Origin of the sequence: Sphingopyxis sp. CCNWLW2 (assembly GCF_037095755.1) — a bacterium.
GTDB lineage: Bacteria > Pseudomonadota > Alphaproteobacteria > Sphingomonadales > Sphingomonadaceae > Sphingopyxis.
Window position 1 is genome coordinate 383,076 of sequence record NZ_JBAWKJ010000001.1, and the last position, 18,910, is coordinate 401,985.

The window sequence follows — 18,910 nt, forward strand, 5'->3', positions numbered from 1 at the left end:
TGGAGAGTTCGCAGTGCTCGAATATGAAACAAGGCCGGCATCGGTCATGGGGCCGCTGGGCCGGCTCACTCTCGACGATCTGCCGTCCTCGTCCACGGCGCACTGGGTCAGCCGCCGCAAGGCTGAAGTGCTGGCCGCGATCGAGGGCGGATTGCTCAGCCAGAACGAGGCCTGTGCGCGATACCGGCTGAGCGTCGAGGAACTTGCCGGCTGGCGGCGGTCGATCGATCGCGCGGGCATCCCCGGCCTTCGTATCACGAGAACGCAGGAATATCGTAATCGGTTGGGCAGATGATCAATCGATGTCGGGCGTCCCCACACGCCCGGCGACGGCTGGGCGGCGCGGGCAGACTGGTCCCTCTCGCGCCGCCCTTTCCAAATGCTTTGCTTCGCCGACTCTGCGCACCGACGGCCAGCGACTAGTCGCCGATCATATCGGCGAATGCTGGTGAAACGCCAGCTTCCAACCACCGGGGCGCCGCACATAGGCTGAGCTGACAAGCGCCGCATAGGGCTCGCCATCGGCGCGCGTCACATCCGCCCGGTAGCTGATGATCGCAAAATCTTCGTCATTGTCCAGAAGTTGACGATCCCCCATCGTCAGGTCACGCCAACGGTTGGCGCTGGTCGCCGTCGCCGCGACCTCTTCGCGCGAATGCACCGCGTGCATTTCTCCCGCCTGCGGAAAGGCGAGCAGGCACCGGCGGTCGACATGCTTCAGGAAATGATCTTTGCCGTCGAGCCAGAATTCTCGCTCGATGTCATAAAGCTCCTTTTCGAGCGCCATCTCATTCTCCCTTCGAGCGCGGGCGGGATCAGCCGCCCTTCTTCTGCGCGCGCGCCGCCCTGACGCCCGCGAGAAACTGCTTTTCATCGACCTTCATCGCCAATCCCCTCGCCGACAGGAAGAATGCGGCGCGCGGCATGGTGATATTGCCTTCGCTGGTCGCCAGCACCGCGCCCTGCGGCGCGATCGCCGTAACCTTGCCGAGTACCGCGGCGCCGTCAGCGCTCCGCACTTCGGCGCCCGGCTTCAAGGCTCCGTCGACCGCCGCCGCATCGGCCTCGGCCTGCCTCAGGACGGCGACGATCTTCTGCTTCGGGGCTTTCAGCGCCGGGCCCTTCGCGCTCTTCACAAAGGCATTCTTCGGAACCACCAGCCCGTTGCCGTCAATCGACACGGCCACCCTGTCTCCCGACACTTTGGCGATCTGGCCCACTTCTTCGCCATTCTGGTCATAAACCTTGGCACCCACGACCAGCGAAGCGGCAGACGCTGGCTCCTGCGCCTGCGCGGCGGGGCCGGCGAGCGGCATCGCGCTCGCAAGGAAAAGCGCTGCGATCGGGCCGAAGGATTTGTGCATGAAGCGCTCCTGTCGAACAAATATGCCCGTGCGTGCCGCACCGCACGGCCGCGTGCCAAATGCGATGTTGCCCGGCCGTGCAACGGACGCGGCGAGCCGACGTCCTCGCTGCTGAAGAAGGGCGCGATGGTGGAAAAGCGGAAGCTGGTCATGCGTTCGGGCGCCAGCCGATTGGCCCGAACCTGACGGGCTGCCGCCGTGACAGACTCCGCTTGGCACCGGAATTTCCATGTTTTCAGCCAAATCGCGAAGATTCGGCTGGCTGGGGCGGCAGGATTCGAACCTGCGAATGGCGGCATCAAAAGCCGCTGCCTTACCACTTGGCGACGCCCCAACAGGCCGGTGCGAGCGCGTCTATAGCGCCTCTCGGCCGCTTGGCAAGCTAGCCAGTCAGAGCCGGGTAACCCAGCCGTGCGGATCGGCGGCGCGGCCGCGTTGGATGTCGACGAGCTTGTCCTTGAGCTTCGTCGTCACTTGTCCCGGGCCGCCGGCGCCGATCGTGAAGCTGCTCTCACCGCGCGTCACCTTGCCCACCGGGGTCACCACCGCGGCGGTGCCGCAGGCGAAGCTTTCGGTCAGCTTGCCGCTTTCCGCATCGGCCTGCCACTGGTCGATCGCATAGGGTTCCTCGCGCACCGTCAGCCCGGCGTCGCGCGCCAGCGTGATGATCGTCTCGCGCGTGATGCCGGGCAGGATCGTGCCCGTCAGCGGCGGGGTGACGATGCTGCCGTCGTCGAAGACGAAGAACATGTTCATGCCGCCCAGTTCCTCGATCCAGCGACGTTCGGCGGCGTCGAGGAAGACGACCTGATCGTGCCCCTTGGCGATCGCCTCACGCTGCGCGACGAGGCTGGAGGCGTAGTTGCCGCCGCATTTGGCGGCGCCGGTGCCGCCCGGCGCGGCGCGGGTATAATCCTCCGACACCCAGAGCGAAATCGCGGGGGCGCCCGACTTGAAATAATTGCCCACCGGCGAGGTGATGACGAGGAACTGATATTCGGCCGCGGGCTTCACGCCGAGGAACACTTCGCTCGCGAACATGAAGGGGCGGAGGTACAGCGCGCCGCCGTCGACCTGCGGGAACCAGTGCGCGTCGGCGGCCACCGCTTCCTTCACCGCGGCGATGAACAATTCCTCGGGCAGTTCAGCCATCGCCATGCGGCGCGCGCTCGCGTTGAAACGCGCGGCATTGGCCTCGACGCGGAACAGCGCCATCGAGCCGTCGTCGAGGCGATAGGCCTTCAGCCCTTCGAAAATTTCCTGCGCATAATGGAGCACCGCGGTCGCGGGATCGAGCGACAGCGGGCCGCGCGGCATCACCTGCGCATCGTGCCAGCCCTGCCCCTCGGTATAGCGGATCGACACCATATGATCGGTGAAGACGCGCCCGAATGCAGGATCGGCAATCGCCGCCGCCCGTACATCGTCCGCGATCAGATTGGGGTGCGGCAGATGGGTGAAGGCGGGAGCGGACATGCGGAAACACCTGTGTTTGCGGGTTTATGGAGCGCGCCTCTTGCCAAAGACGGGCGCGGCGCGCAACGGTAGCGACTATGCCGGATGAAAATTTTCTTTCACAAGTACCCGCTGCCTCTGCTCTTTTCTTGCGCGAAGACGAAGTGCGCCGCGGTATCGAATTCCTCTTTTTCGCGCACGCCTCGCTATGGCGCGCGATCGATGCGCGGCTCGCCGAAAAGGAGCTGGGGCGCGCCCATTACCGCGCGCTCTATTTCATCGCGCGGCAGCCGGGGCTGACGATTTCGGACCTGCTCGCCTTGCTCGGCATCACCAAACAGTCGCTCGGGCGGGTGGTGAAGGAATTGGAGGCGCGCGAATATCTGACGACGCGCCCGGGCAATCGCGACCGGCGGCAAAAGGAGCTGCGCCTGACCGATGCCGGCCGCGCCGCCGAGACGGTGATTTTCGGCATGCTGCGCGACACGATGAGCCGCGCCTATACGCATGCGGGGCAGCAGGCGGTGACGGGCTTCTGGCAGGTCAGCGAGGCGCTGGTGCCGCCGCGCGAGCGGCGGCGGATCGCGATGCTGGGGAAAGATACGGGCTAGATTACCCTTCGCCGCGCGCAATATCCGCAAGCTCGCGCCCGCGATCCCGCGCCGCGCGCAGCACGTTGGTGAGCAAAGCCGCAAGCTGGCCGTCGCTGTCGAGCACGTCGAGCCCGGCCTGCGTCGTCCCGCCCTTGCTCGCGACCTGCGCGATCAGCACGCCCGGCTTTTCGCCGCTGTCGGCGAGCAGCGCGGTCGCGCCGCCGAACGTCGCGGTCGCGAGCGCCAGCGCGTCTTCGGCCGACAGGCCAAGCCGTTCGCCCGCGGCCGCATAGGATTCGATCAGGCGGAAGACAAAGGCCGGGCCGCTGCCGGTGAAAGCGGTGACGAGATCCATCGTCGAATCGTCGGCGAGCCGCACCGTCTTGCCCAAGGTGTCCAGCAGCGCGTCGATCGCTACATCGTCGGCATCGCCCAGCGTCGCGACCGCCGACACCCCGGCGCCGATGCGCGCAGCGAGGTTCGGCAGGATACGGACCTGCGCGCCGGCATCGGGGAAGCGTGCCGCCAGATCGACGAGCGACACACCCGCGAGGATCGAGAGCAGGTGAACCTTGCCGGTCGCGAGCGGCGCCAGCACATCGGCGACGTCGCCCAGCTGTTGCGGCTTCATGCCAAGCATGATCCAGTCGGCGCTGCCCCCCGCGGCCTGCCATTCACCCAGCGACGCGTGCTGGACGATGCCCGCACGCGGCGCCGCATAGGGATCGACGATCGCGACCAGCGCCGGGTCGAGACCCGCCGCCAGCCAGCGATCGAGCATTGCGCCCGCCATATTGCCGCATCCGACGAGCAGGAACCGGCCGGAGAAATTCCGCAATGCTTTGGTCATAGGTCATTCTTTTCTTCGTTTATCGACAGCTGCTCTCGGGGCCCGACAGCAGGTCGAGGCAGCGGCCATCAATCTTGTTCGCATCGACGGGCATACCGATAACCGAAGCCAGCGTCGGCATGATATCGACCGTCATCACGGCGTTGGGCTGTTCGAAACCGGCGAGCCCCTTGCGCCAGAAGAGGATCGGCACGCGGCGGTCATAATCCCACACCGACCCGTGCGTCGCGACATAGCCGATACCCGATTCGGGGATCGGCGTGACCCGCGGCTTCAACGCGATGATGAAATCACCCGAACGCTGCGGGTTGTAAGAGGCGCGCAGCTTGTCGAGCAGGCTCCACGTATCGGGCGCGCGCTTCGAGATCGGATGCGCCTCCAGCTCGTCGCGCGTCACCACCGCCTCGATCTGCGGATGCGCGCGCAGGCGCGGCAGGATTTCGGCAAGCGCGGCCTTGCGCTGCGCCGCCGTCAGCGTCTTTGCGAAATGAAAGTCGCCGTCGTCACCATAGAGAAGAGGCTGCGGCAGACCGAGCTTTTCGGCGACCTCCTTGCCGACCGCACCGGGGTTCAGCGCCTTGTCGACGCGCTGCGCGTCGGGCCAGGCGTTCTGGCGGTTGCGTTCGGGCAGGTCGTGGCCGCCGTGATCGGCGGTCAGCGCGACGACATAGTCGATCCCGGTGGCATCGAGCCGCGCGAAGAAATCGCCGAGCTCACGGTCGAGCCCCGCCATCTGGATGCACATTTCGCTACCCTCGGTGCCGGTGCCGTGGCCGACATAGTCGGTCGCCGACAGGCCGACGATGAGCAGATCCGTGCTGCTGCCCTCGCCCATCTTGCGCACCTGGCGCAGCGCGGCGGCGGTCGCGAGCACCGCGCCGTCGGCTTCGGGCGATGCCTGGAAGCGGCGGAAATCACCAGCGTCGCGCGCCATGCGGCCGGTGCCGACCGAGCCGCCCTTGTCGAGCGGGATCGCGATGTCGTGGGCGGTGCAATCGGCGGGCAGCGTCAGCGCCGGGCGCGGCTGGTTGATCGCGGCGGCGATCACGGTGCTGGCCTGCTGCGCGGCCGCCGACAAAGTGGTGCCGCGATAGCTGGTGAGCCCTGTAGGGGCGAGCCACATGAGTTCGTCGGCTTGCCGCCCACCCATCATAATCGCCGAACGATCCTTGCCCGATACCGAGACGACCTGCGCCTTCGGATCGCGCGCCTTCATCAGATCGCCGAGCGTCGGGACGAGCAGATGGTTCACCGACGGCGCATATTGGCCGCTCTTCGACGTCGTGCCCGCGACCGTCTCATCCTCGGCGCAATAGACGCGCTTGTCTTCGCGGGCGACCGACAGGTCGAAATAATTATTGGCGACGATCCCCGTGTGCGCGGGGTGGTTGCCGGTCAAGATCGTCGAATGGCCGGGGCAGGTTTCGGTCGCGCCGTGCGCCTGATAGCCCGACGGGAAGACGATCCCCGACGCGAGCCGCGCGAGGCCGCCGGTGAAGCGCCCGCGATATTCGGCAAAAAGGTCGGCTGAAAATTGATCGACCGCGATCATCACGACAAGCTTCGGCGCCGGGGTCATGGCGGTAACCTTCTGTACCGGCGGCGCCGAATTCTGCGCAAGACCGGTTCCGGCAGCGGCAACACAAAGCATGGTGGCAAGGGCAGTGGACAGATATTTCAGCTTCACGGACGGCTTCTCCAAATGATGGCGGGGTATGGCCCCAAAAAGCGCGGGCTGTCCTCTCGTCGAAAGCCGCCTATATGGCAAGCCTTCGAACGATGAACGGGCGCAGGCAGAGCATGAATTTGACAAGTGAGGCTTTTGTGACACGCGCATGGCAAACCGTGCTGGCTTTGCTGGCGCTGTCGTTCATCACCATGAGCCCGGCGCAGGCGCAATCGACGCATATTCAGCCGAAACTGGTCGCCGAGTCGGCCGCCCCCGCCCCCGGCAGCAGCACGACACTCGCGCTGACGATGGCACCCGAGCCGACCTGGCACGGCTATTGGGCGAATGGCGGCGACGCGGGTTTCGGCCTGTCGGTCGAATGGAACGCCCCCGAGGGCGTGACGATCGCGCCCTTCCGCTATCCGGTGCCCGACGCGCTGATCCTCTTCGGCATGATGAACCATGTCTACGAACACCCCTATGCGCTGCTCGCCGAGGTGCAGGTCGACAAAAGCATAGTACCCGGCACCGACCTGACATTGTCGGGCGTCGCGAACTGGCTCGCCTGTACCGACAAGGTGTGCGTCCCCGAAAAAGCGGTGATTTCGGTCACGCTGAAAGCGGGCGATGGCAAGATCGCGCCCGCCGAGCGTACCCGCTTCGACGGCTGGCGCGCGCTGCTGCCGCAGCCGCTCGACCGCCACGGCAGATGGGAGCGGAAAGGCGACATGGTGCGCTTTGCCATCCCCCTCCCCGCCAGCACCGCGATCGACGCGCCGCACCTGTTCGTCGAGACGCAGGATGTCGTCGACTATGCCGCGCCGCAACGCTTCAGCCGCAATGGCGATCACATCATCGTCGAAACGCGCGTGAAGGGCGAAAAGGCGGGGCCTGTTTCGGCGCTGCTCAAACTCGGCGGCGGGCGCGGGCTGTCGTTGACGCTCGAACCCGGCGCGGTTCCCGCCGCCGGCGAGGCCATCGCCGGGAAAGACGGCGGCATCGATATGGGGCTGTTCTGGACCGCGCTCGGCGGCGCGATCCTCGGCGGGCTGATCCTCAACCTGATGCCGTGCGTCTTTCCGATATTGAGCCTCAAGGCACTAAGCCTCGCGCGCTCGGGCGGCGATGCGCGGAGTGCGAAGGTCGAGGCGCTTGCCTACACCGCAGGTGCTATCGTCACCGCGCTGTTCCTCGGCGGCGCGCTGCTCGCGCTCCGCGCAGCGGGCGAGCAGGTTGGTTGGGCATTCCAACTGCAGCATCCGGTGAGCGTGCTCGCGCTGCTGATCCTTTCGCTGGCGATTACATTGAACCTGCTCGGCGCCTATGAGCTCCCATCCTTCGGCCGCGGACAGGCGCTGGTCGACAAGGGCGGTGCGGCGGGCGGCTTCTGGACCGGCGCGCTCGCCGCTTTCGTCGCGACGCCGTGCAGCGGCCCGCTGCTCGGCGCGGCGCTCGGCGCGACGCTGGTGCTGCCGGCGTGGGCGGCGCTGCCGATCTTCGGCGGCCTGGGACTGGGCCTCGCCCTTCCCTTCCTCGCGATCGGCTTTGTGCCCGCGCTCAGGAACCGGCTGCCGAAGCCGGGACCGTGGATGGATCGCTTCCGCAAATGGATGGCGCTGCCGATGGGGCTCACCACGCTCGCGCTGGCATGGCTGCTCTGGCGGCAACTCGGCGGCGGCGAGCAGCTCATTTGGCCGATCCTCGCGGTCGCCATGGCGCTTGTCCTGCTCACGCATTACGGCGCGATCCAGCGCGGCGACCGGCGGTCGTGGTTGCTCTACGCCTCGGGACTGCTCTTGCTTGTCAGCCTCGCGGGCACGGTGACCGAAGTCGCCGAAGCCGAACGCACCGCCAACGGCGCCGGATCGACCTTCTCCCCCGACGCACTCACCAAGGCGCGCGCCACCGGCAAGCCGGTGTTCGTCTATTTCACCGCCGACTGGTGCCTGTCGTGCAAGGCGAACGAAGCGGGGGCGATTAATCGCGAGGCGGTGCAGGAGGCGTTCGCCAAGGCGGGTGTCGTTACGCTGGTCGGCGACTGGACGAACGGCGACCCGGTGATCACGCGGACGCTCGCCGAGCATGGCCGCAACAGCGTGCCGCTTTACCTCTGGTACGCGCCGGGCGCAGCGAAGCCCGAAATCCTGCCGCAGATTCTGACGCCCGGCCTACTCAGCGACAAGGCGAAGTCCTGATGGCGAAGCAGCGCGCCGACCAGCTGCTCGTCGACCGCGGCCTGGCCGAAAGCCGGACGCGCGCGCAGGCGCTGATCCTTGCGGGGCTCGCCTTTGTCGGCGACCGCAAGATCGACAAGGCGGGGCAGCAGGTCGCCGAGGATGCAGAGATCAGCGTCAAGGGCCGCGACCATCCATGGGTGTCGCGCGGCGGGATCAAGCTCGACCATGCGCTGACCCATCTTGACTGGGACGTGGCCGGCGCGGTCGCGATCGACGTCGGATCATCGACGGGCGGTTTTACCGACGTGCTGCTCAGCCGCGGCACGGCGCGCGTCTATGCGGTGGATTCGGGCACCAACCAGCTCGCGTGGAAGCTGCGGCAGGACGAACGCGTCATCGTCCATGAACAGACGAGCGCGCGCATCCTGACACCCGCGCACATCCCCGAACCGATCGACTTGATCGTCTGCGACGCGAGCTTTATCGCCCTGTCGAAGGTGCTTCCCGTGCCGATGTCCTTCGCCAAGCCCGGCGCGCGGATGGTCGCGCTGATCAAGCCGCAGTTCGAAGCTGAACGGCACGAGGTCGGCAAGAAGGGCGTCGTTCGCGACGCCGCGGTGCACGCGCGCGTTTGCGCCGAAGTGCAGGGCTGGCTGACCGGCGAAGGCTGGCACGTCGTCGACCTCGTCGAAAGCCCGATCACTGGCCCCGAAGGAAATGTGGAATTTCTGATCGCTGCGGTGAAGCGAGCCGCTTGACGCTGCGCCGCACAATCGCGACACCATGCAACGGATTCGCGTGTGGGGGATAATGCGGAGATGACCGAAATCGCAACGCCGGGGCAGCTTCGCATGTCTTATCTGCGCTGGGCGCTCGTCACGGTTCCGGCGATCGTGCTCGCGGGGAGCCTGTCGGGCCTCTTGTCGAACAGCGGTTACGGCAATCGCTGGTTCGCGTCGCTCGACCTGCCGCCGATCACCCCGCCGGGCTGGGTGTTCGCCACCGTGTGGCCGCTCCTCTACATCTGCCTCGGCCTCTCGCTCGCGATGATCCTCCACGCACGTGGCGCGAAGGGGCGCGGCTTTGCGCTGCTGCTCTTCTTCGTCCAGCTCATCGCCAATTTCGCCTGGTCGCCGCTGTTTTTCGGACAGCATCAGGTGACGACCGCGCTCTATGTGATCATCTTCATCCTGATGGTGACGGTCGCCACCGCCTTCGCCTTTGCACCGATCCGCAAGGCCGCGGCGTGGCTGCTCGTCCCCTATATGATCTGGCTCAGCTTTGCCGCGATCCTCAATTTCCAGATCGATCAGCGCAATCCCGATGCCGAAACCCTTGTCCCCGCCGCCGCGAGCACCCAGATAGGGTGACGGCAAGGGGATAGCCCCGACGAAGGAATATGAGACATGCAGAGCGAAAACCGCTTTTTTGACGACCTCGCCAAGATGGTGAACGGCATCGCCGGAACTGTTGCCGGCGCCGGCCGCGAAGCCGAGTCCGCGATGCGCGACCGTGCCAAGGAATGGGTCGGCCGCATGGATTTCGTCAGCCGCGAGGAATTCGAGGCGGTGAAGAAAATGGCCGCCACCGCGCGCGCCGAAGCCGAAGCGCTGAAGGCGCGGCTCGACAAGCTCGAGGGCGTGGCGAAGCCCGCGACGGCACCGAAGGCTGCGGCAAAGCCTGCTGCTGCGAAGCCGGCGGCGAAACCCGCAGCCAAGCCTGCGGCAAAGCCGAAAGCCGCCCCGAAAAAATAATCGTCATCCCGGCGCAGGCCGGGATCTCCACGGTGCGTTCGGACGCGAAGGCGAGACCCCGGCCTACGCCGGGGAGACGATTTGTGGTGAGGGTTACAGACTCGCCACTCTTTCCGTTTCCCGCTAAAGGCGCGCGCATGAGTGACGATATTTACGACGACGAAGACGGCCAGGACGCGGCCCCGATGGAGATGCTGGCATCCTATTTCGCCGCACACGACTGGCCGCACGAGATGGTGGGCGAGGACGAGATCGTCGCGACCGCGCAGGGAAGCTGGACGACCTATGAGCTGCGCGCAGTGTGGCGCGCCGACGACGGCGTCATCCAGCTCCTCGCCTTTCCCGACATCCGCGTCGTCGAAGACAAGCGCGCCGCCGCGCATGAGGCGCTCGCGCTGATCAACGAACAGCTCTGGCTCGGCCATTTCGAGCTGTGGTCGAACAGCGGCACGATTCTGTTCCGCCACGGCATGCTGCTCGGCGCCGACGCGTCGCTGCCGCTCGACCTCACCGAGACGCTGATCGAAAGCGCGATCGACGAATGCGAGCGCTTTTACCCGGTGTTCCAGTTCGTGCTGTGGGGCGGCAAATCGCCCGCCGAAGCGCTCGCCGCGTCGCTGATCGAAACGCGCGGCGAAGCCTAACCCGATATTTTTTCGAAGCGGGTCAGCCCCGGCCCGAGTTCGTTCGGCCCGATCGCCAGCGCCTCGCCGCTCCAGTCGGCGACGAAGAGCGTCTTGCGGCCGGTGCCTTGCGGAACGCTCGCACGATTGCCTTCGATGACCAGCCCGCGCGACGGATTGTCGCGCGCCTCGGCCGCGATCGCGATCAGCGCCCCGTAATTTTCCTTGTCGCGTCCCTGGATCATCAGGTTGTTTGCGATCCGCCCGGTCGATCCCGCAGGCAGGTCGATCAGGTAATTGGTCGCGGTGCCCTGCGTATCGTCGAAGCTGTTGTCGCGGATTTCGACGCGCGGCGAGCGGGTCTTGAGATAATGGCCGCCGCTGCCCTTCTCGAAGCGCGTGCGCGTGACGACGACGCGGCCGTAGACGCCGGTGTAGACGCTGTGCGCGCAGCTGAGGCCGCGGTCGCAGCGGCCGAGGCGCGAGAAGGTCGAACGGTCGATCGTCAGCGTCGCCGCCGGATCGTCAGCGGTGAGGATGCCTTCCTCGCTGCCCCGGAACAGGCTGTTCACGACGTCGAGATTACTTCGTTCGAGGCGGATGCCCGCGCCATTGCCGTCGGGGACGCGCATATTCTGGAACACGATCCCGTCGACGCGCGCCCGGGCGCCGCGCAGCACCAGCGCCGCCTTGCCCTCGCACGTCACGCCGTCGAAGATCGCCCGGCCGGGTTCGACCGCGACGAAAGCGATACGGCCCGCGGTCTGCACCGCGCAGTCGCGATGATAGCCCGCGGCGACGCGGATCGTGCCCTCGCCCTCGCCGATCGCATCGACGGCGTCCTGCAGCCGTCCGAAACTGCGGCCATCGACGCTGTAGGGTGCGACGCCCGACTGCGCGGGCAGCGGCACCGGCGCGAGGAGCAGCGGGAGGGCGAAGAGCGGCAGCAACGGCCGACGGAAAATTGCCTTGAACATGCGGCGCCCATAGCGGCTTTCGCGGGCCCAGTCGTTGGCGAAGCTGGTTAATCGGGAAGCCGTCCCCTTTTTGGACAGGCCGGAATACAGCAGTTAATCGTCGCCCCCGCGAAGGCGGGGGCCGCTGGCAACCTCGCCTGCGGCCGACTGCGGCCCCCGCCTTCGCGGGGGCGACGGGTCTCAGTCCAAATTTGGCCGCAGCCAGCGCGTCGCGGTTTCGATGTCGACGCCGCGCCGCTGCGCATAGTCTTCGAGCTGGTCACTCCCGATCCGTGCGACGCCGAAATACTGGCTTTCGGGATGCCCGAAATAGAAGCCGCTGACCGCCGCCGTCGGCAGCATCGCAAAGCTTTCGGTCAGCACGAGCCCGGCATTGTCGCCCGCCTGAAGCAGATCGAACAGGATCGGCTTCAGGCTGTGGTCGGGGCATGCCGGATAGCCGGGCGCCGGACGGATACCGCGATATTCTTCCTTGATCAGCGCCTCGTTGGTCAGCTGCTCGCCGGGCGCATAACCCCATAGCTCGGTACGCACATGCTGATGCAGCCGCTCGGCGAAAGCCTCGGCGAAGCGGTCGGCGAGCGCCTTCAGCAGGATATCCGAATAATCGTCCTTGTCGGCGCGGAAACGCTCCGAATGCGGCTCGATGCCGTGGATGCCGACCGCGAAGCCGCCCATCCAGTCGCCCGCCGGATCGATGAAATCGGCGAGGCACATATTGGCGCGGTCGCGGCTCTTCTTGATCTGCTGGCGCAGGAAGGGGAGCGTCACATGACGCTCCTCCTCGGCGAGGTGGATGGTGACGCTGTCGCCGTCGCGCGCGCACGGCCAGAAGGCGCAGACGCCGCGTGCAGTCAGCCATTTTTCGGCGATCAGTCTGTCGAGCATCGCGTCGGCATCGGCCTTGAGCGCCTGCGCCGTCTCGCCGACCACATCGTCTTCAAGGATCGACGGGTATGTGCCGTGCAGCTCCCACGCGCGGAAAAAGGGCGTCCAGTCGATGCATTCGCGCAAATCGTCGAGTGACCAGTCGTCAAAGCGGTGCAGCCCGGGTTGCAGCGGCGGCGCCGGCTTGTCGCTGAGATAGGCGTCGTAATAATTGGCGCGCGCCTCTTCGAGGGTGTGCAGCACGCTCTGTCCCTTGCCCGCGCGCACGTCGCGGACATGGGCATAATCATCCTTATAGCCCTGCACATAGGCTTCGCGCCCGGTGTCGCTGACCAGCGAGGTCGCAACACCGACCGCGCGGCTCGCGTCCAGGACATGGAGCACCGGTCCCTGATAGGCTGGATCGATGCGCAGCGCGGTATGGACCTTCGACGTCGTCGCGCCGCCGATCAACAGCGGCATCGTCATCCCCGCGCGCTGCATCTCCTCAGCCACCGTCACCATCTCGTCGAGCGAGGGGGTGATCAGGCCCGAAAGGCCGATCATGTCGGCGTCATTCTCGTTCGCCGCCTCGAGGATTTTCGACCAGGGCACCATCACGCCGAGGTCGACGATCTCGAACCCGTTGCACTGAAGCACCACGCCGACGATATTCTTGCCGATGTCGTGGACGTCGCCCTTCACGGTCGCCATCACGACCTTGCCCTTGCCCTTCGCGCCCGGCTCCTTCGATGCCTCGATGAAGGGCAGCAGGTGCGCGACCGCCTTCTTCATCACGCGCGCCGATTTCACCACCTGCGGCAGGAACATCTTGCCCGACCCGAACAGGTCGCCGACGACGTTCATGCCGTCCATCAGCGGCCCTTCGATCACCTCGATCGGGCGCGGCATCAGCAGGCGCATTTCCTCGGTATCGTCGACGACATAGGCGTCGATGCCCTTGACCAGCGCATGTTCGAGCCGCTTCGCGACTTCCCAGCCGCGCCATTCCTCGGCGGCCTTTTCCTGTGCGGGGTTGCTACCCTTGTAACGCTCGGCGAGCGCGATCAGCCGTTCGGTCGGGCTTTCGGCCTCGCCCTCGACCTTGCGGTTGAGCACGACGTCCTCGACCGCCTGGCGCAGTTCGGGGTCGATCGTGTCGTAAACGTCGAGCTGGCCCGCGTTGACGATCGCCATGTCGAGCCCGGCGGGGATCGCATAATAGAGGAAGACGCTGTGCATCGCGCGGCGCACGACCTCATTGCCGCGAAAGCCGAAGGACAGGTTCGAGAGGCCGCCCGAGAAATGGACGTGCGGGCAGCGGACACGGATTTCCTTCACCGCCTCGATGAAGTCGACCGCATAATTGTCATGCTCTTCCAGCCCGGTCGCGACCGCGAACACATTGGGGTCGAAGATGATATCCTCGGGCGGAAAGCCAATCGTCATCAGCAATTTATAGGCGCGTTCGCAAATCTCGATCTTGCGCTCCTTCGTGTCGGCCTGCCCGACCTCGTCGAACGCCATCACGACGACCGCGGCGCCATAGGCCATGCATTTGCGCGCATGGCTCAGGAATTGCTCCTCGCCCTCCTTCATGCTGATCGAATTGACGATCGGCTTTCCGGGCACGCATTTCAGCCCCGCCTCGATGACGCTCCATTTCGAGCTGTCGATCATCACTGGTATGCGCGCGATGTCGGGTTCGGCGGCGATGAGTTTCAAAAAGGTCGTCATCGCATATTCGGCGTCGAGCAGGCCTTCGTCCATGTTGACGTCGATGACCTGCGCGCCATTTTCGACCTGCTGGCGCGCGACCTCGACCGCCGCGGTATAATCGTCGGCGAGGATCAGCTTCTTGAACGCCGCCGATCCGGTAACGTTGGTGCGCTCGCCGATATTGACGAAGCTGGAAGAGGCGGCGGTGGTCATCGGATAATCCTGAAACTGAGTATTAGGCAGCGAGCGGGCGGGCGAGGACGAGATCGTCGTAAAGCTTGCCGCCGACATTGAACTGGCGCGTGCTGAGGTCAGCGAACCCCTGTTTGCGATAGAAAGCGAGCGCGCGCTGGTTTCCGGCATAGACGCCAAGAAGCAGACGGCGATGGCCGCGCGCGGCCTCCAGCGCCTGTTTCATTAACGCCGCGCCGAGCCCCGAGCCGTGGAACCGCGACAGCGAATAGATGCGCTTCAACTCGATATCGCCCTCAAGTGCGGCGGCGAGATCGGGCTTGCCGACCAACGCGAACCCGATCGGCGCGCCGCCGGGCTGCGCCTCGGCGATCCATGCCCGACCCCCGTCTGCGAGATAGGCCAGATAGGCCGCTTCACTATGCTGTGCAGCGCAGTGGCCGACGATCGCATCGCCGTCGAGGATGCCCGCGAAGGTTTCAAGAAAGGTCGCGGCGCCGATCAGCGCGAGCGCCGATGCGTCATCCGCTCCGGCTTCGCGGACCGTCCATGTCGGATTGTCGGTCATCGGTTCAGGCCGCCATAGTGAAGGGCTCGAGCCCCGCGAGCCGCGTGCGCACCGGTACTTCGGGAATCGCACGCGGAGCGAGCCCCTCGATCGCCTTCGCCATCGCCGCAATATGCGCTGGCGTCGAACCGCAGCAGCCGCCGAGGATATTGACCTGCCCATGCTCGGCCCATTCGCGCACGAGTCCCGCGGTCGTGTCGGGCATCTCGTCATATTCGCCCAGCTCGTTGGGCAGGCCCGCGTTCGGATAGACCATCACCAGCGCGTCGGCGATGTCGGAGAGCACGCGGACATGCGGGCGCAGCTGCGACGCACCGAACGAGCAGTTGAGCCCGATCGTCAGCGGCTTCGCGTGGCGTACCGCGTACCAGAAGGCCTCGACCGTGTGCCCCGACAGGTTGCGGCCGCTGAGGTCGGTGAGCGTCATCGAGATCATCAGCGGCAGTTCGCGCCCGACCTTCGCTTCGGCCTCGAGCGTCGCGGCGATCCCCGCCTTGGCGTTGAGCGTGTCGAAGATCGTCTCGATCAGGATGAAGTCGGCACCGCCTTCGGCCAAGGCCACGACCTGATCGAGATAGACATTCTTGAGCTCGTCGAAGTCGATCTCGCGATAGCCGGGATTGTTGACGTCGGGCGACAGCGACAGCGTCTTGTTCGTCGGCCCGACCGCGCCCGCGATGAAGCGGCGGCGGCCATCCCGCTCCTGATAGCGATCGGCCGCTTCGCGCCCCAGTCGCGCACTTTCGTGGTTGATGTCGGCGACCAGATGCTCGGCGCCATAATCGGCCTGACTGATGGTGTTGGCGCTGAAGGTGTTGGTCGACACAATGTCCGACCCCGCCGCCAGATAGGCTTCGCCGATCGCGGTGACGACGTCAGGGCGCGTCAGCGCGAGGATGTCGTTGTTGCCCTTCTGATCGTGCGACAGCCCGAGGTTGCCGGCATAGTCGGCCTCGACCAGCTTGCGGAGCTGGATCTGCGTTCCCCAGCCGCCGTCGGTCAGCAGGATGCGCTCCTTCGCCGCCGCCTGCAGGGCTTCGCGTGCGCTGCTCGTCAAATTGGCGGTCATGCGGCTTTCTCCGTCGCGGGCGCCGCCGCCGGGCGCAGGCCCAAGAGGTGGCAGATGGCGTAGCTCAGTTCGGCGCGGTTGAGCGTGTAGAAGTGAAAATCGCGCACCCCGCCCGCATAGAGACGGCGGCACATTTCAGCGGCGATCGTCGCCGCGACAAGCTGGCGCGCAGCGGGCAGGTCGTCGAGCCCCTCGAACAGCGAGATCATCCACGCGGGGATCGCGGTGCCGCACATATCGGCCATGCGCCGTGTCTGCGACACGTTCGACACGGGCAGGATGCCAGGGATGATCGGCGCGTCGATGCCAGCCGCCGCCGCCGCGTCGCGAAAGCGCAGGAAGCTGTCGGGCGAGAAGAAGAATTGCGTGATCGCGCGCGTCGCGCCCGCATCGAGCTTGCGCTTGAGGTTGTCGAGATCGGACTGCGGACAATCGGCGTCGGGATGCGTTTCGGGGTAGGCGGCGACCGAAATGTCGAACGGCGCAATCGCCTTCAGCCCCGCGACGAGTTCGATCGCATTGGCATAGCCGTCGGGATGCGCGCGGTACGGCGCGCCGCCCGGGACATCGCCGCGCAGCGCGACAATATGCCGCACCCCGGCGTCCCAATAGGCCTGCGCGACCTCGTCGATCTCGGCGCGCGAGGCCTCGACGCAGGTCAGGTGCGCGGCAGGCGGAACGGCGCTTTCGGCGGCGATGCGCGCGACGGTCGCATGCGTGCGCTCGCGCGTCGATCCACCCGCGCCATAAGTGACCGACACGAAGCTCGGGCCGAGCGGCTCGAGCGTGCGGAAGGTATCCCACAGCTGCGCTTCCATCTTCTCGGTCTTGGGCGGGAAAAATTCGAAGCTGACGCCGATGTCGCCTTCGAGATTGGCGAACAGCGGCGACGCCGCGGCGCGGCGCGCCTCCGCCAGCGAGTTCAAGTTCGACGTCATGCCGCAAGCCTTTTATTTTGTCCGTCACCAATGACGGGAGGTTGATCTTCATCGCTGCGACGGCGGCCGAGCCATAGCTTCACGGCCAGCTCCCCACCTTCCAGCGTCTGGGTATTTTCCAGCAGCAGCCCGGCCGACGCGAACCAGCCGCGGATCTGCGCGTCCGAAAAGCCGAGGCGTGCGTGCGCCGCAAAGTTACGCAACTCTTCATCCTCGTGCGGCGCAAAGTCGACGACGAGCAAATGGCCGCCGCCGCGCAGCACGCGGCTCGCCTCGGCGATCACGCGGTCGGGCTCGTGCGCGAAATGCAGCGCCTGATGGATGACGATGCTGTCGATGCTCGCGTCGGCGACCGGCAAATTCAGGAAGTCGCCCTGGAGCAGGTCGACGGGAACCGATTGCCCCGCCAGCTTGGTGCGCGCGATGCGCAGCATTTCGGGGCTGCGATCGAGCGCGGTGATGCGGCGCGCGGTCGGCGCGAAGATTTCGGCCATCCGGCCGGTGCCGGTGCCGATGTCGAGCAGGTGCCCGAGCCGGCGGTTGTGCATCATCGCCAGCATCGCAGCCTCGACCTCGCTTTCGGCGACGTGACGCGAGCGGATCGCATCCCATTCGGCGGCATGTTCGGCGAAATAGCGTTCGGCGGACGCGGCGCGCTCGTCGCGCACCGCCGCCAGCCGCCGCGCATCATGCGCGATGACCCGCGTCTCACGCGCGGAGAAGGGCCATTTTTCGGCTTGCCCGATAATGTCGGCGACCGGCCCGCCGTTCGCGATGCGCAGGAAAACCCAGCTTCCTTCGCGCCGCCGCTCGACGATCCCGGCCTCGACAAGGATCCGGACATGGCGCGACACGCGCGGCTGGCTTTGGTCGAGCACGACCGCCAATTCGCCGATCGCGAGCTCCATCTCGCGCAAAAGCGCGACGACTCGCAATCGCGTCGGGTCCGCGAGGGCACGGAAAATGTCGATCAGCTCGCTCATGGGGCAACATATAAAGCTTTCTTTATATCCGGTCAACCAAGCGCCGCTCGCCTATTTCCGCCACACACCCTTCAGCCGGGACCGAATTACGACGAAACACCCGGGCTCGGGCAAAAAGGGCGTTGCGTGCCATTTGGCGAGGGGGTAATTCTGCGCGCGATTGGCAAATTTCGGGATCGATCAGTCCTGTGCCGATCGGTCAGTTCAAACCGAGAGGGGTATTCCCAAATGAAGAAATCGATCACTCTGTCGCTCGTCCTCGCCGCCTCGATGGGCCTCGCTGCTTGCGCCGAAAAGGCCGCCGACGACACGGCTGCCGCAACCGAAGATGCAGCTGCGACCGTCGAAGGCGCTGCTGATGGCGCGATGGAAGCGGCCGAAGGCGCTGCCGACGCGACCGCCGCTGCTGCTGGCGAAGCCGGCGCCGCTGCCGACGCCGCTGGTGCGGCTGCTGCCGACGCGGGCGCCGATGCGGCCACCAAGGCTGCTGACAAGGCGACCGAAGCTGCCGGCGCTGCCAAGGAAGCTGCCGATGCTGCCAAGGGCGCGCTGGAAGAAGCCAAGAAGTAAGCATCTTTTCGGCCCTTCAGGCCGAAGAAATGCCAAAGAAAAAGGGGGGTCGCCGGTTCGCCGGTGGCCCCTTTTTCATTCGCCGCAGGTATCAATCGGCGCAGTTGCCAAGCCCCTGATCCGTCGTTACCTCTCAGTCCCTATGGCCGTCGCCCGGCCATTGCATTCGAAAGGAATATCATGCGCAAGATCATCATCGCCTCGATGGCCGCCGCGGCCTTCAGCCTCGCCGCCTGCTCGGAAAAGACCCAGGACGCCGCTTCGGAAACCGCCACTTCGGCCGCCGATGACGCCGCCGCCGCTGGCGATGCCGCTGCCGACGCCGCCGCTGGCGCTGCCGACGCGACGGCTGCTGCCGCCGACGAAGCCGCCGATGCGACCGCCGCCGCCGCCGACAAGGCCGGCAACGCCGTCGAAGGCACCGTGAACGCCGCTGGCGAAGCCGCCGACAAGGCCGGCGCCAATATCGCCGAAGAAACCAAGAAGGCCGAAGCCAACGACAAGAAGTAAGTCGTCGGCACGCCTTCGGGCTGATATCGGGG

General features: G+C 66.0%; 21 protein-coding genes and 1 tRNA gene. 10 read left to right on the forward strand and 12 right to left on the reverse strand.

The window, feature by feature from the left end:
- Positions 1-13: 13 nt before the first annotated feature.
- A complete protein-coding gene (gene sciP / locus V8J55_RS01615; RefSeq protein ID WP_336444089.1) occupies positions 14-295 on the forward strand; it encodes a CtrA inhibitor SciP in 282 nt (93 codons plus the stop codon).
- A 135-nt stretch (positions 296-430) separates the two neighbouring features.
- Here sciP and V8J55_RS01620 read toward each other — a convergent pair whose 3' ends face one another.
- Both V8J55_RS01620 and V8J55_RS01625 read right to left on the reverse strand, forming a co-directional pair.
- Complete coding sequence (locus V8J55_RS01620; RefSeq protein WP_336444090.1) at positions 431-787, reverse strand: hypothetical protein; 357 nt, start codon at positions 785-787, stop codon at positions 431-433.
- Between the two features lie 28 nt (positions 788-815).
- On the reverse strand, positions 816-1,364 hold the full coding sequence (locus V8J55_RS01625; protein ID WP_336444091.1) for a hypothetical protein: 549 nt from the start codon (positions 1,362-1,364) through the stop codon (positions 816-818).
- Between V8J55_RS01625 and V8J55_RS01630 the strand changes: the two genes are divergently transcribed.
- Positions 1,359-1,550 carry a hypothetical protein gene (locus V8J55_RS01630; protein WP_336444092.1) on the forward strand — a complete coding sequence of 64 codons (192 nt, stop codon included), beginning with the start codon at positions 1,359-1,361 and terminating at the stop codon, positions 1,548-1,550. The genes V8J55_RS01625 and V8J55_RS01630 overlap by 6 nt on opposite strands.
- 73 nt (positions 1,551-1,623) lie before the next feature.
- Here V8J55_RS01630 and V8J55_RS01635 read toward each other — a convergent pair.
- Both V8J55_RS01635 and V8J55_RS01640 read right to left on the reverse strand, forming a co-directional pair.
- Positions 1,624-1,698, reverse strand: a tRNA-Gln gene (locus V8J55_RS01635).
- Between the two features lie 56 nt (positions 1,699-1,754).
- Positions 1,755-2,840 carry a branched-chain amino acid aminotransferase gene (locus tag V8J55_RS01640; protein WP_137890406.1) on the reverse strand — a complete coding sequence of 362 codons (1,086 nt, stop codon included), beginning with the start codon at positions 2,838-2,840 and terminating at the stop codon, positions 1,755-1,757.
- A 77-nt stretch (positions 2,841-2,917) separates the two neighbouring features.
- Here V8J55_RS01640 and V8J55_RS01645 point away from each other — a divergent pair, with 77 nt between their 5' ends.
- On the forward strand, positions 2,918-3,430 hold the full coding sequence (locus V8J55_RS01645) for a MarR family winged helix-turn-helix transcriptional regulator (RefSeq protein WP_336444093.1): 513 nt from the start codon (positions 2,918-2,920) through the stop codon (positions 3,428-3,430).
- 1 nt (position 3,431) lies between these two features.
- On the opposite strand, the gene V8J55_RS01650 is transcribed toward V8J55_RS01645, so the two are convergent.
- Together V8J55_RS01650 and V8J55_RS01655 are read right to left on the reverse strand one after the other, a co-directional pair.
- The gene (locus tag V8J55_RS01650) at positions 3,432-4,262 is read right to left on the reverse strand and encodes a pyrroline-5-carboxylate reductase family protein (protein WP_336444094.1); all 831 of its coding nucleotides are present in this window, start codon (positions 4,260-4,262) and stop codon (positions 3,432-3,434) included.
- Positions 4,263-4,281: 19 nt separating this feature from the next.
- On the reverse strand, positions 4,282-5,913 hold the full coding sequence (locus V8J55_RS01655; RefSeq protein WP_336445691.1) for an alkaline phosphatase family protein: 1,632 nt from the start codon (positions 5,911-5,913) through the stop codon (positions 4,282-4,284).
- A 149-nt stretch (positions 5,914-6,062) separates the two neighbouring features.
- On the opposite strand from V8J55_RS01655, the gene V8J55_RS01660 reads away from it, so the two are divergent.
- The 5 genes from V8J55_RS01660 (at position 6,063) to V8J55_RS01680 (ending at position 10,506) form a co-directional block, all read left to right on the forward strand.
- The gene (locus tag V8J55_RS01660; RefSeq protein WP_443030781.1) at positions 6,063-8,126 is read left to right on the forward strand and encodes a protein-disulfide reductase DsbD family protein; all 2,064 of its coding nucleotides are present in this window, start codon (positions 6,063-6,065) and stop codon (positions 8,124-8,126) included.
- On the forward strand, positions 8,126-8,866 hold the full coding sequence (locus tag V8J55_RS01665; RefSeq protein ID WP_336444096.1) for a TlyA family RNA methyltransferase: 741 nt from the start codon (positions 8,126-8,128) through the stop codon (positions 8,864-8,866). Before V8J55_RS01660 ends, V8J55_RS01665 begins: the two co-directional genes overlap by 1 nt.
- A 60-nt stretch (positions 8,867-8,926) precedes the next feature.
- The gene (locus tag V8J55_RS01670) at positions 8,927-9,478 is read left to right on the forward strand and encodes a TspO/MBR family protein (RefSeq protein WP_336444097.1); all 552 of its coding nucleotides are present in this window, start codon (positions 8,927-8,929) and stop codon (positions 9,476-9,478) included.
- 36 nt (positions 9,479-9,514) lie between these two features.
- On the forward strand, positions 9,515-9,862 hold the full coding sequence (locus V8J55_RS01675) for an accessory factor UbiK family protein (protein ID WP_336444098.1): 348 nt from the start codon (positions 9,515-9,517) through the stop codon (positions 9,860-9,862).
- Between the two features lie 137 nt (positions 9,863-9,999).
- Positions 10,000-10,506, forward strand: coding sequence for a YbjN domain-containing protein (locus V8J55_RS01680; RefSeq protein ID WP_336444099.1), 507 nt, complete (start codon positions 10,000-10,002; stop codon positions 10,504-10,506).
- Here V8J55_RS01680 and V8J55_RS01685 read toward each other — a convergent pair.
- From V8J55_RS01685 to V8J55_RS01710, 6 genes are all read right to left on the reverse strand, one after another.
- A complete protein-coding gene (locus tag V8J55_RS01685) occupies positions 10,503-11,462 on the reverse strand; it encodes a right-handed parallel beta-helix repeat-containing protein (RefSeq protein WP_336444100.1) in 960 nt (319 codons plus the stop codon). The two genes, V8J55_RS01680 and V8J55_RS01685, sit on opposite strands and share 4 nt — an antisense overlap.
- 180 nt (positions 11,463-11,642) lie before the next feature.
- Positions 11,643-14,261: a methionine synthase gene (metH, locus tag V8J55_RS01690; RefSeq protein ID WP_336444101.1), complete on the reverse strand. Its 2,619-nt coding sequence runs from the start codon at positions 14,259-14,261 to the stop codon at positions 11,643-11,645.
- 22 nt (positions 14,262-14,283) lie between these two features.
- Entirely contained in the window at positions 14,284-14,808 is a 525-nt protein-coding gene (locus V8J55_RS01695) for a GNAT family N-acetyltransferase (RefSeq protein ID WP_336444102.1), read from the reverse strand.
- 4 nt (positions 14,809-14,812) lie between these two features.
- The gene (locus V8J55_RS01700; RefSeq protein WP_037514453.1) at positions 14,813-15,877 is read right to left on the reverse strand and encodes a homocysteine S-methyltransferase family protein; all 1,065 of its coding nucleotides are present in this window, start codon (positions 15,875-15,877) and stop codon (positions 14,813-14,815) included.
- Complete coding sequence (gene metF, locus V8J55_RS01705) at positions 15,874-16,815, reverse strand: methylenetetrahydrofolate reductase (RefSeq protein ID WP_037514454.1); 942 nt, start codon at positions 16,813-16,815, stop codon at positions 15,874-15,876. Before metF ends, V8J55_RS01700 begins: the two co-directional genes overlap by 4 nt.
- Entirely contained in the window at positions 16,812-17,798 is a 987-nt protein-coding gene (locus tag V8J55_RS01710) for an ArsR/SmtB family transcription factor (RefSeq protein WP_037514455.1), read from the reverse strand. Before V8J55_RS01710 ends, metF begins: the two co-directional genes overlap by 4 nt.
- 228 nt (positions 17,799-18,026) lie before the next feature.
- Between V8J55_RS01710 and V8J55_RS01715 the strand changes: the two genes are divergently transcribed.
- A complete protein-coding gene (locus V8J55_RS01715) occupies positions 18,027-18,368 on the forward strand; it encodes a hypothetical protein (protein ID WP_336444103.1) in 342 nt (113 codons plus the stop codon).
- Positions 18,369-18,548: 180 nt separating this feature from the next.
- Complete coding sequence (locus V8J55_RS01720) at positions 18,549-18,878, forward strand: hypothetical protein (protein ID WP_037514457.1); 330 nt, start codon at positions 18,549-18,551, stop codon at positions 18,876-18,878.
- Positions 18,879-18,910: the final 32 nt, after the last annotated feature.